This is a genomic window from Flavobacterium sp. GT3P67 (genome assembly GCF_004349155.1).
GTDB lineage: Bacteria > Bacteroidota > Bacteroidia > Flavobacteriales > Flavobacteriaceae > Flavobacterium > Flavobacterium ranwuense.
Window position 1 is genome coordinate 361,441 of sequence record NZ_SMLF01000002.1, and the last position, 11,745, is coordinate 373,185.

Sequence of the window (11,745 nt, forward strand, 5' to 3'; positions counted from 1 at the left end):
TGAAATGAATTTCACTTTTTTGTGTTCCTCGGAGCCTTAAAAGGGAAATGTCTTTTTATAATAATAATAAGCTATTGAAGCCTGTATTTAGTTTTAAAAACTATTTATAGGCTTCAACAATTCTATACATCACTATATCATTTGTAGCCATCAATTTTATAGTTTTTAATGCTTTGGCTTCAGAAAGTGTATAACCACTTGCATAACCAGTTGGGGTGTTTACTTCCCAGAAATATACCGTTTTATCAGTTGTTTTGCTAATTGCAATTTTTTGTTGTTTTGAAATTGGATTTTGATCAATTTTTTCTTTTGCGTTTGCAAACAAAATTGTTGTTGCAAGTAAAGATGCTGATAAGATAAAGTTTTTCATGTTTTTTTGTTTTTACATTGTTAGATTATTACTGTAAAGATAACATACTTTTGGATTTTGTTTATTATATAAATTTATTTTTCTTACATAATTGAATCTTATTGGTTTGAAAATCAATTTCTTTAGGTTTAAAAAGAATGCTTTAGTTTTGTCCCGTTAATCTATTCCGATACTGATCTAAAAAGGGAAAAACAATAAAACATAGTGTATTCATTGGTTTTTAAGTTATAAAACGGACAATGCTTTTGGGTTTTTTTCATAAATTTGCAGCTCACAATTTAAACAATGACTACACAACAACTTATTGACCAAATCAAAATCAAGAAATCATTCCTAGCTGTAGGACTCGATGTTGATTTGAATAAAATACCGCAACATTTATTAGAACTGGAAGATCCTATTTTTGAGTTTAATAAAGCGATAATTGATGCGACCCATGATTTAGCAGTAGCTTACAAACCCAATACGGCTTTTTATGAAGCCTACGGAATAAAAGGTTGGATGTCTTTGCAAAAAACAATTAATTATATCAATGAAAATTATCCGGATATTTTCACGATTGCGGATGCAAAACGTGGTGATATTGGAAACACGTCCTCGATGTATGCCAAAGCTTTTCTCGAAGATTTAAAGTTCGACAGCGTTACTGTTGCTCCTTATATGGGAAAAGATTCGGTAGAGCCGTTTTTAGCTTTCGAAAATAAACATACCATAATGTTGGCTTTGACTTCCAATGAAGGCGCATTCGATTTTCAGACTTTAAACGTTGATGGAAAAGAATTGTACAAACACGTATTAGAAACTTCTAAAACGTGGAAAAACAGCGAAAATCTAATGTATGTTGTTGGTGCTACCAAAGCGGAATATTTTACCGAAATCCGTAAAATTGTTCCTGACAGTTTCTTGCTTGTTCCCGGAGTGGGCGCACAAGGCGGAAGTTTAGCCGAAGTTTGCAAATACGGTATGAATGCCAATGTAGGCTTGCTGATTAATTCTTCCAGAGCGATTATTTATGCTTCAAACGGAACTGATTTTGTTGAAAAAGCAAGAGAAGAAGCGTTGAAGATGCAACAGGAAATGGAAGAAATTATTAGTTTAAGGTTTAAAGTGGAAGAATTTTAAACAGGGACTTTTTCTTAAACCATTAAGAAATTAAGTTTCATTAAGCTTGCGTTTAGATTTGAGTAGAAAACTTTGTGGGCTTCGAGGTTAAACTTTAAAATCTTAACTTTTCTTAATTTCTTAATGGTTAAAAAGCTGTCAATTTATGCTTTAATAATGTCAACTTTTAAACTTTAAACTTGAAACAAAAAAAATTAATCGATCAACTCGGGATTTCCCATTCATTTGAAACTTCTCCCAAACGCATTATTTCACTGGTTCCTTCACAAACGGAATTACTGTATGATCTAGGTTTGGAAGCCAACATTGTTGGAATTACCAAATTCTGTGTGCATCCATATCATTTTAAATCAACGAAGAAAATCGTTGGCGGTACCAAAAAAGTGCATTTTGAGAAAATCAGATTGTTACAACCTGATATCATCATTTGTAATAAAGAAGAAAATACACAAGAAATCGTAGAAGAATTGCGTAAAATTTGTCCAGTTTGGGTAACGAATATCATCACGATTGAAGACAATTTTCAAATGATTACCGATTTTGGTCAGCTCTTCAATTGCAGGACCGAAGCCCAGAAATGGAACGACAAATTGGCTTTTGCCTTGAGCGATTTTAAATACTTCGTCAAAGATATACCCGTTAAAAAAGCAGCGTATTTCATTTGGAAAAACCCTTTTATGGTCGCTGGTTCGGATAATTTTATCAATGAATTACTGAAGCTGAACCATTTTCAGAATATTTATGATACCAAAGGACGCTACCCGGAAATTGAACTCAAAAAAATGCGCTTGGAAGGCGATCCGGATTTGGTTTTTCTATCCTCTGAGCCGTATCCTTTCAAAGAGGAAGATGCTTTCGAAATAGGAAGACACACGCATCATGCCAAAACGGTGTTTGTAGATGGCGAAATGTTTTCTTGGTATGGAAGCAGGTTGCTAAAAGCGTTTGACTATTTTAAAAAAATGCATCAAAAATTATAATTCACATTCTTCTAAAACTAATTCTTCTGTTGTCATGGTAGACTTAACAGTAGATTTTTCGATGTTTAAATTTTGTTCTGAGAACATTTGGTATTCTCTTTTAAGCTTTTCTATTTCACTTTTCTCTTTCAATAATCCTTTCATGGGTGTAATTTTTTTGCAAATTTACGGTATACAATCTTTAAAATAGCATTATTTTTTGTTAAGATTGGGATTTAAAATTAAAGTCCTATTTTTACAAAAAAAATTAAAACGTGATTAACTATACCATTTACGAAAATAAAAGCAGCGATCAGTGGGTAACTTTTGTCCATGGTGCTGGTGGAAGTTCTTCTATTTGGTTCAAACAAATTCGTGATTTTAAAAAACAGTATAATGTATTGTTGTTAGATTTGCGGGGTCACGGGGAATCAAAACCCACTTTAAAAACGGCTTTCAAACAGAAATATACTTTTTCGGCTTTGGCCAATGATATTCTGGAAGTCTTAGATTTTCTAAAAATTAAAAAATCACATTTTGTTGGTATTTCATTGGGTACCATACTCATCAGACAATTGGCTGAAATGTATCCGGAACGCGTGCAAAGCATGATTCTTGGGGGTGCTATCCTGAAAATGAATTTCCGTTCTCAAGTATTGATGCGATTGGGAAATATGTTTAAATATGTATTGCCTTATTTGGTTTTATATAAGTTTTTTGCTTTTGTCATCATGCCTAAAAAAAGTCACAAACAATCCCGTGTGCTTTTTATCAATGAGGCCAAGAAATTATACCAAAAAGAGTTTATCAAATGGTTTAAACTAACTGCCGAAATAAACCCGGTTCTTAAGTGGTTCCGTCAGGTCGAATTGAATATTCCTACGCTTTATGTTATGGGTGAAGAGGATTATATGTTTTTGCCATCAGTTAGGAAAGTTGTCGAAAATCATTATAAATCGTCAAAACTCTTTGTAATAGAAAAATGTGGACATGTAGTAAATGTGGAGCAACCTAATGCTTTTAACGATGCGGTTCTTTCTTTTATAAATGCGGCTAAATAAAAAAATGCCTGCATTATAAATGCAGGCAATTCTTTAACTAACCAAAACCAAAATAATAAATAACCAGTTTATTACTATGCAAAGATCACACATAAGGAGGTGTTTTGCTGTTAAGATTTTGTTATTACTTTGTTGTACATAAGTTAAGTTTCTTTAACTTTAATTCTTTAGTATTTATTTAAGGATTTTGATGCCGTCTGATACTATGGTATAGATCGAGATTAGGACCATCTTTGATATTCATAATGATTTTGCTGCTAAGCGTTTAGGAGTTGAGGTTGATTAGTTAGAAAGATAAAAACACTTTGAATTTAAATAAAATGAATATTTTCGAATTGGAATTGTTGACAGATACTCTCGATGAAACGGAATTGTTTTATAACAACGTCATCGGGTTAAAAACTATTTCGAAAAATAAATCGACTATTTCATTTGCCGCAGGTTCCACAAAACTAACTTTTCGGTCTTCCAATAATTTAAAACCGGTATATCATTTTGCTTTTGACATACCCAATAATAAATTATTAGAAGCCTTTGCCTGGATAGAAAAGAAGACAGAAATTTTGGAGGTAATTCCGCCTGATAAAATCGCCGATTTTTATAATTGGAATGCCAAGTCTTTTTATTTCTATGACAATAATGGAAATATTTTGGAATTCATCGCCCGTTTCAGTTTGGATAATGCTTCTGAGAAACCATTTGATGGTTCATCAATTGTTTCCGTTAGCGAGATAGGTTTTGTCACTAAAAATGTTTCCCAACTTAGTGATGAAATGTTTAATAAATACGGTCTTTCTGTATTTTTAAAACAACCCAAACTCAATAAATTCGTTGTTTTAGGCAACGATACGGGGCTTTTTATCCTTGTTGAAGAAAATCGAGATTGGTATCCAACGCATAAAAAATCAAAATCATTCTATACCAAAGTAGTATTTGATAGTGATGGAATAACTAAAGAAATTGAAGTTTCAGGTTAAAAAAGTAATCAAAAAATGCTCGCCAAAAGTGAGCATTTTTATATAATAGAGAATATTCTTTAATTCTGTGGGGTTTTGGCTCCCTCTCCTTTGGAGAGGGTTGGGGAGAGGATTTTAAGAAAACACAACTGTTTTATTGCTGAAAACCATTGTTTTTCGTTCCGAATGCAGTTTTATGGCTCTTGCCAAAACGATACGTTCCAGATCTCGTCCTTTCATGATAAAATCCTCAATGGAATTAATATGTGAAACACGGGTAATGTCCTGCTCAATAATTGGACCTTCGTCCAGCTCTTGCGTAACATAATGACTGGTGGCACCAATGATTTTCACGCCTCTTTTGAAAGCAGAATGATACGGTTTTGCTCCCGGGAAAGCCGGTAAAAAGGAATGATGAATGTTGATGATTTTATTTTCATACAATGCAATCAAATTTGGTGTGATGATTTGCATGTAGCGTGCCAGTACAATAAAGTCAATTCCGTATTTTTTAAGCAATTCAATTTGCTGTTGTTCCCCTTCTGCTTTGTTTTCTTTGGTAAAAGGAATACAGTGAAAAGGAATATTAAAACGTTCTGCAATAGGTCTTAAATCCTCGTGATTGCTAACAATCAGCGGAATTTCTACATTCAATTCCCCAGCACTGTAACGACCCAAAATATCAAATAAACAATGGTCGTATTTAGATACAAACAATGCCATTTTTGGTTTTTGATCTTTAGTGTAAATCTCCCATGACATATTGAAATCTTGGACAATCGTTTGATGAAAATCATTTTGTATCGATGCTAAACCTATTTCTTTATTGGTCAATTCACATTCTAAACGCATAAAAAACTCATTCTGTTCTACATCAACATGTTGGTCAATATAAACAATATTACCTTCTATTTTTAATATAAAATTGGTCACTGCGGCAATGATTCCTTTTTGGTCTTCACAATGAATGAGTATGGTTATTTTTTGCATTTCTAATGGTTTACATATTTCAATAGGTCTTTTTTGATAAAATCCGGGGTTATTAATGCCGCTATTTTAGCCGCCGAATTTCAAGTTATCTTTTGTCCTGCATCGCAAAAACCTTTTGCAATAAAACAGAAGTTCTGGCACTCAAATTTGTTCTGATGTTTTTCTCTTCAACGGCAACCATCTTAAAAACGCCATTCAACGCTTGATTGGTGACGTAATCAGTCAAATCTGGATTCACTTTATTTACTAAAGGAATACTGTTGTATTTTGTAATAATGTTGGTCCAAACTTTATCTGCACCCACTTTAGTAAACGAATTTTTAATCACAGGATTAAATTTTCCGTACAAAGCAGTTGAAGTACTGTTTTGTAAATAATTCGTAGCCGAACTTTCATTTCCCATCAAAATCGATTTGGCATCCATAAAAGTCATGTTTCTGATGGCGTCAACAAATATTGGAGTCGCTTCCTTAACCGCGTCTTCAGCAGCACGATTCAACACTTTCAACCCTTCGTCAGCCAAAGAACTGAGTCCTATTCTTCTTAAACCAGCATCCACTTTTCTCAATTCTTCCGGCAATAAAATTTTTACGGCTTCATTTCTGTAAAAACCATCTACTGCGGTCAATTTTGTTACCTGTTTCGAAATCCCATTATTCAGCGCTTCCTTCAAGCCTCCTGCAATATCAACACCGCCAATTCCTTGCGTCTGTGGCAATTGATTCAAAACCTGTTGCATTTCTGCACAACCGGAAAGTGAAACCGCCATCATTACCATTAAAATTTTTTTCATCGTAAATTACTTTTTTTCTTGATGTGCCATATGGCTTTTGTAAAAATACTATTTATTCAAAAACAAAGCCAACTATTCTTTAGGAGCACAAACTTTAGTTTATTAATCAACATTTGTCCCGCTTTCCGCTATATCCTCGCCAAAAAAAGCGAGGGATGCCGCTTTAATCGGGGCTAAATAACAAAATTCTTCCTTATTTATTAACAACCAGAAGCAATATCAAATGATTTTTAAAATAAAATCGTAAATTGCAGGCTTAAATTATCATATTCATAAAATGGAGCAACAAAAGCCATATATCCCTAACAATAAAGTAAGAATTGTTACCGCAGCTGCACTTTTTGACGGTCACGATGCCGCAATCAACATTATGCGTAGGATTATTCAGTCTACAGGTGTTGAGGTAATCCATTTGGGCCACGACCGCAGCGTTGAAGAAGTAGTAAATACTGCGATACAAGAAGATGCCAATGCTATTGCAATAACATCCTATCAAGGAGGGCATAACGAATATTTCAAATACATGTATGACTTGCTTCAAGAAAAAGGAGCAGGGCAAATCAAAATATTTGGTGGCGGCGGAGGTGTAATTCTGCCTTCTGAAATTGCCGAATTGCAAGCGTACGGAATCACCAGAATTTATGCGCCAGATGATGGACGCGCTATGGGATTGCAGGGAATGATAAATGATTTAGTACAACAATCTGATTACCCTATCGGAGACAAACTAAGCGATGAAATCGATCATTTGGAAGAAAAAAATCCAAAAGCAATTGGCAGAATCATTTCATCAGCAGAAAATTTCCCTGATGTAGCGGCCAAAACTTTGGAAGCAATCCAAAAAAAGAATGAAAACAGTACGATTCCGGTTCTTGGAATTACAGGAACGGGTGGAGCAGGAAAGTCATCATTAGTGGATGAATTAGTGCGTCGTTTTCTAATCGATTTCCCGGAAAAAACAATCGGATTAATATCTGTCGATCCATCCAAAAGAAAAACGGGTGGTGCATTGTTGGGAGATAGAATCCGTATGAATGCCATCAATAATCCTCGTGTTTACATGCGTTCATTGGCAACACGTCAATCGAATTTGGCTTTGTCTAAATATGTTGCCGATGCGATTCAAGTGATTAAAGCAGCAAAATATGATATTATTATCTTGGAGACTTCGGGAATCGGTCAATCCGATACGGAGATTATGGACCATTCTGATGTATCCTTATATGTAATGACACCGGAATTTGGTGCTGCAACCCAATTGGAAAAAATCGATATGCTTGATTTTGCTGACTTGGTAGCAATAAACAAATTCGACAAACGCGGTTCTCTTGATGCGTTACGAGACGTGAAAAAACAATACCAACGTAACCATAATCTTTGGGATGCTAATTTAGATACACTTCCGGTTTTCGGGACGATTGCTTCGCAGTTCAACGATCCGGGAATGAATACGCTGTACAAAGCGATCATGGATAAAGTCCATGAAAAAACGAATTCTGATTTGAAATCAACGTTTCAAATCACGCGCGAAATGAGCGAAAAAATCTTCGTTATTCCGCCACACAGAACGCGTTATTTATCTGAAATTGCCGAAAGCAACAGGAAATATGATGTTACGGCGGTAAGCCAAGAACAAGTAGCTCAAAAATTATACGGTATTTTTAAAACGATTGAAAGTGTTTCGGGAAAATTTCCAGTTATAAATAAAACTGGTATTGATGATGACTCTGTATTGCCAAGCGCTCTGGAACTCGTAAAACAAGGGGTTGCTGAAAATAAAATTTTTCTAAATCTTTTACTGAATCAATTCGATAAAGTAAAAATGGATTTAGATCCGTACAATTGGGAAATTTTATTGACTTGGAACGAAAAAGTAAACAAGTACAAGAATCCGGTTTATACCTTTAAAGTTCGTGACAGAGAAATAAAAATGGCTACGCATACGGAATCACTTTCTCATTCTCAAATACCGAAAATAGCATTACCAAAGTACCAAGCTTGGGGCGATATTTTACGTTGGTGTTTGCAGGAAAATGTTCCTGGAGAATTTCCTTTTACAGCAGGTTTATATCCTTTCAAACGGGAGGGAGAAGATCCATCAAGAATGTTTGCCGGTGAAGGCGGACCGGAAAGAACCAACAAACGTTTTCATTATGTGAGTGCAGGATTGCCTGCAAAACGATTGTCGACTGCTTTTGACAGTGTGACTTTATACGGAAATGATCCACATGTACGTCCTGATATTTATGGAAAAATAGGGAATGCCGGAGTGTCTATTTGTTGCTTGGATGATGCCAAAAAATTATATTCCGGTTTCGATTTGGTCCATGCGATGACTTCGGTAAGTATGACTATTAATGGCCCGGCACCCATGTTGTTAGGCTTTTTCATGAATGCAGCGATTGATCAACAATGTGAGTTTTACATCAAAGAAAACGGTCTTGAAAAAGAAGTTGAAGTAAAAATCAACAAAATATATGCAGCAAAAGGAGTCGAAAGACCGCATTATCAAGGCGGTTTGCCGGAAGGAAACAACGGTTTAGGGTTGATGCTTTTGGGCGTTACCGGAGATCAGGTTTTACCTTTGGATGTTTATAACGAAATCAAAACAAGAACGCTATCTCAAGTTCGTGGAACAGTTCAAGCAGATATTCTTAAAGAAGATCAAGCACAAAATACCTGTATTTTCTCTACTGAATTTGCCCTTCGATTAATGGGCGACGTGCAGGAATATTTCATTACTAAAAATGTTAGAAACTTTTATTCGGTTTCTATTTCAGGGTATCACATTGCCGAAGCAGGAGCAAATCCTATCACGCAGTTGGCTTTCACATTATCGAATGGTTTCACGTATGTGGAATATTATTTGAGTCGTGGAATGAGCATCAATGATTTTGGACCAAATTTATCTTTCTTTTTCTCGAATGGAGTAGATCCGGAATACGCAGTTATTGGTCGGGTGGCACGTAAAATTTGGGCGAAAGCCATGAAAAATAAATACGGCGCTAACGAACGGGCTCAAATGTTGAAATACCACATTCAGACTTCTGGACGTTCTTTGCACGCACAGGAAATTGACTTCAATGATATTCGTACGACTTTGCAAGCTTTGTATGCGATTTATGATAACTGTAATTCATTGCACACCAATGCCTATGATGAAGCAATTACAACGCCTACGGAAGAATCCGTACGTCGAGCAATGGCAATCCAATTGATTATTAATAAAGAATTAGGATTGGCTAAAAATGAAAATCCAATTCAAGGTGCTTTCATTATCGAAGAACTAACGGATTTAGTGGAAGCTGCTGTTTTATTGGAATTCGACCGAATTACAGAGCGTGGAGGTGTGCTTGGCGCTATGGAAACCATGTACCAACGTTCTAAAATTCAAGAAGAAAGCTTGTATTACGAAACTTTAAAACATACAGGTGAATTCCCAATTATTGGTGTAAATACTTTTTTAAGTTCCAAAGGTTCTCCAACGGTTATTCCAGCCGAAGTAATTCGTGCCACCGAAGAAGAAAAACAATACCAAATTGATATGTTGAACCATTTACATCAGTCCAATCAGGATTTAGTAAAGGAACATTTAAATACGCTTCAGGAAGCGGCCATTAAAAACGAAAATTTATTCGAACACTTAATGGAGGCGACGAAAGTTTGTTCTTTGGGACAAATCACTTCGGCTTTATTTGAAGTGGGTGGTCAATACAGAAGAAATATGTAAACTACATTTATAGTAATAGATTTTATAAAAGACCTTTCAGTGATGAGAGGTCTTTTTCGTATTACAAACATTTATCTCAAACTCTCACCTCAAACGGTGTCTAATAACTGTGTGGAGTTTCCTCCTCCGATAGCTATCGGAATCCATCAGAACTGTAAAGAATACTTAATTAGGGAACAAAATTAAACGTTGACATCTTTGAAATTGTTTAATCTAGCGTATCTAATCAATTGAGTAAATGTTTCATCATCAAGTATTGGAATTTCTAGAATGGAATTTAATAAAGTAGTGTTAAATTGTTTGGCACTGGACACGAGATAGGGTTTTAGGTGTTTGCCTATGCTCTCGTAATACAATTTTTCGGTGGTGTTTTGATACTCGAAATGCGGGCTGTTTTTAATTATGGTATAATTGGTGTATCCAACTTCCTTCATAATCAATTCCAATCCCTTCACGAGATTTAAGCTATTATGGCTGACAATATTGAGTTGTTGAATGTCATCTCTTCTGAAAACGGAAACAATCACTTTGGCCACATAATCGACAGGAATGATATTCAAGCCGGTTTTTTCATTAATCATAAAGCGCACATTTTCCTGTTCGGTTTTTCTTTGGGCAGCAAAGTGGAAAAATTTGGCCAAGAGGTAGAAAACCATGTATTTGGAGATGAAATAGTTGTTTTCGGTTCCTAACATTTTTCCGCAAATAACGCTTGGACGCAGTATTTGAAAAGGTAATCCCAAGGCTTTACATCGTTTGGCTACAAAGTTTTCCGAATGAAATTTGGCATTTTCATAAGCGTTGCGATGCTTTGGGACGAAATCCAGATTATGAAAGTCGTTGTCTACTAATCCCGTGCGTTCTCCAGAGGAAAAAGCTGTTCCAATGTAAATGAATTTTTTTATGAAATGATGAAAATTGTTTAAAATGACTTTGGTATTCTTAGTGTTTTCATCAAATATTTTCTCACGATGCTCCTCATCTGTCGATAAATTGACAAACCCTGCCGAATGGATAAAATAGGCGCCATCAATCTTATTTGAAAAATTCTCCTTTATAGAATCCAAATCCGTATCGATGATTTCGATGTATTGGTCTAATTTTTCAAGCCCTTTCTCTTTTAGGATTTGGGGTGTATAGTTGCTAGATAGCAATTCGTTTATGCGGTCCAAGGCAGTTTTTTTTCCTTTGCTTCTGGAAATCAAGAAAAGTTTCCCGTCAATTCCCTCGTTTATGAATAGTTCGAGAATTTCATACATGATTTGAGAACCCAAAACGCCCGTTGCACCTGTAAGTATTATTTTCATCGTAAGTGTTCTTTTAATTGGATACTGAATTAGATTAATAAACTAAGAGAAAAAAGGTATAAGAAAAGGAATAGACGAGTCTTAAAGTAGGTGATATTCAGACAGTTGTTATTTGTTCCTTTTTCGGAAAAGTCTAGTAAAGTTACTAATTTTTTTGTCTTATTTATGAATTTTTTTAAATTTTGACTAAGCACCCAAGTATTAATTCTTGGGAAACTACTAAAACTCCTTTTTAGAATGTCCAAAAGTAAAATGATAACAATTATCATTTTAAACATTTTTTGCATCTATTAGGTTCAGGAACATATGCTGGAAGATTTTCCCAATATACTTTCTCATGATTATACGAACGCCCAGGAGCACATACTTGGGAATATTGGGAAAATGCCTTGTCTTCTCATGTGTTATTTTTTAGCAAAATTTTAAGAAACAATACTGTTGTCGTAAAATAGAAATT

At 35.0% G+C, this 11,745-nt stretch carries 10 protein-coding genes; 5 read left to right on the forward strand and 5 right to left on the reverse strand.

What is annotated here, in order from left to right:
• Positions 1-100 precede the first annotated feature (100 nt).
• On the reverse strand, positions 101-370 hold the full coding sequence (locus E0H99_RS06130; RefSeq protein WP_131992465.1) for a hypothetical protein: 270 nt from the start codon (positions 368-370) through the stop codon (positions 101-103).
• Positions 371-655: 285 nt separating this feature from the next.
• Between E0H99_RS06130 and pyrF the strand changes: the two genes are divergently transcribed.
• Together pyrF and E0H99_RS06140 are read left to right on the forward strand one after the other, a co-directional pair.
• Complete coding sequence (gene pyrF, locus E0H99_RS06135; protein ID WP_131992468.1) at positions 656-1,492, forward strand: orotidine-5'-phosphate decarboxylase; 837 nt, start codon at positions 656-658, stop codon at positions 1,490-1,492.
• Between the two features lie 179 nt (positions 1,493-1,671).
• Positions 1,672-2,472, forward strand: a complete 801-nt coding sequence (locus E0H99_RS06140; RefSeq protein WP_131992471.1) for an ABC transporter substrate-binding protein — start codon at positions 1,672-1,674, stop codon at positions 2,470-2,472.
• Here E0H99_RS06140 and E0H99_RS17175 read toward each other — a convergent pair.
• Positions 2,467-2,616: a hypothetical protein gene (locus E0H99_RS17175; RefSeq protein ID WP_165929466.1), complete on the reverse strand. Its 150-nt coding sequence runs from the start codon at positions 2,614-2,616 to the stop codon at positions 2,467-2,469. The two genes, E0H99_RS06140 and E0H99_RS17175, sit on opposite strands and share 6 nt — an antisense overlap.
• Positions 2,617-2,726: 110 nt before the next feature.
• On the opposite strand from E0H99_RS17175, the gene E0H99_RS06145 reads away from it, so the two are divergent.
• Together E0H99_RS06145 and E0H99_RS06150 are read left to right on the forward strand one after the other, a co-directional pair.
• Complete coding sequence (locus E0H99_RS06145; protein ID WP_131992474.1) at positions 2,727-3,512, forward strand: alpha/beta fold hydrolase; 786 nt, start codon at positions 2,727-2,729, stop codon at positions 3,510-3,512.
• Between the two features lie 320 nt (positions 3,513-3,832).
• Positions 3,833-4,489, forward strand: a complete 657-nt coding sequence (locus E0H99_RS06150) for a VOC family protein (RefSeq protein ID WP_131992477.1) — start codon at positions 3,833-3,835, stop codon at positions 4,487-4,489.
• A gap of 114 nt (positions 4,490-4,603) precedes the next feature.
• Here the strand turns inward: E0H99_RS06150 and purU are convergent, their stop codons facing one another.
• Positions 4,604-5,458 (reverse strand): formyltetrahydrofolate deformylase, encoded by an 855-nt coding sequence (purU, locus tag E0H99_RS06155; RefSeq protein WP_131992480.1) that lies wholly within the window; start codon positions 5,456-5,458, stop codon positions 4,604-4,606.
• Between the two features lie 85 nt (positions 5,459-5,543).
• Positions 5,544-6,251 (reverse strand): DUF4197 domain-containing protein, encoded by a 708-nt coding sequence (locus E0H99_RS06160; RefSeq protein ID WP_131992483.1) that lies wholly within the window; start codon positions 6,249-6,251, stop codon positions 5,544-5,546.
• Positions 6,252-6,528: 277 nt separating this feature from the next.
• On the opposite strand from E0H99_RS06160, the gene E0H99_RS06165 reads away from it, so the two are divergent.
• Entirely contained in the window at positions 6,529-9,981 is a 3,453-nt protein-coding gene (locus E0H99_RS06165; protein ID WP_131992486.1) for a methylmalonyl-CoA mutase family protein, read from the forward strand.
• Between the two features lie 182 nt (positions 9,982-10,163).
• On the opposite strand, the gene E0H99_RS06170 is transcribed toward E0H99_RS06165, so the two are convergent.
• Positions 10,164-11,288: an SDR family oxidoreductase gene (locus E0H99_RS06170; RefSeq protein ID WP_131992489.1), complete on the reverse strand. Its 1,125-nt coding sequence runs from the start codon at positions 11,286-11,288 to the stop codon at positions 10,164-10,166.
• Between the last annotated feature and the right edge of the window lie 457 nt (positions 11,289-11,745).

Coding starts and splice junctions, on each gene's coding strand:
- E0H99_RS06130 (WP_131992465.1), bottom strand. CDS start 370: ATGAAAAACTTTATCTTATCAGCATCTTTACTTGCAACAACAATTTTG.
- pyrF (WP_131992468.1), top strand. CDS start 656: ATGACTACACAACAACTTATTGACCAAATCAAAATCAAGAAATCATTC.
- E0H99_RS17175 (WP_165929466.1), bottom strand. CDS start 2,616: ATGAAAGGATTATTGAAAGAGAAAAGTGAAATAGAAAAGCTTAAAAGA.
- E0H99_RS06150 (WP_131992477.1), top strand. CDS start 3,833: ATGAATATTTTCGAATTGGAATTGTTGACAGATACTCTCGATGAAACG.
- purU (WP_131992480.1), bottom strand. CDS start 5,458: ATGCAAAAAATAACCATACTCATTCATTGTGAAGACCAAAAAGGAATC.
- E0H99_RS06160 (WP_131992483.1), bottom strand. CDS start 6,251: ATGAAAAAAATTTTAATGGTAATGATGGCGGTTTCACTTTCCGGTTGT.
- E0H99_RS06165 (WP_131992486.1), top strand. CDS start 6,529: ATGGAGCAACAAAAGCCATATATCCCTAACAATAAAGTAAGAATTGTT.
- E0H99_RS06170 (WP_131992489.1), bottom strand. CDS start 11,288: ATGAAAATAATACTTACAGGTGCAACGGGCGTTTTGGGTTCTCAAATC.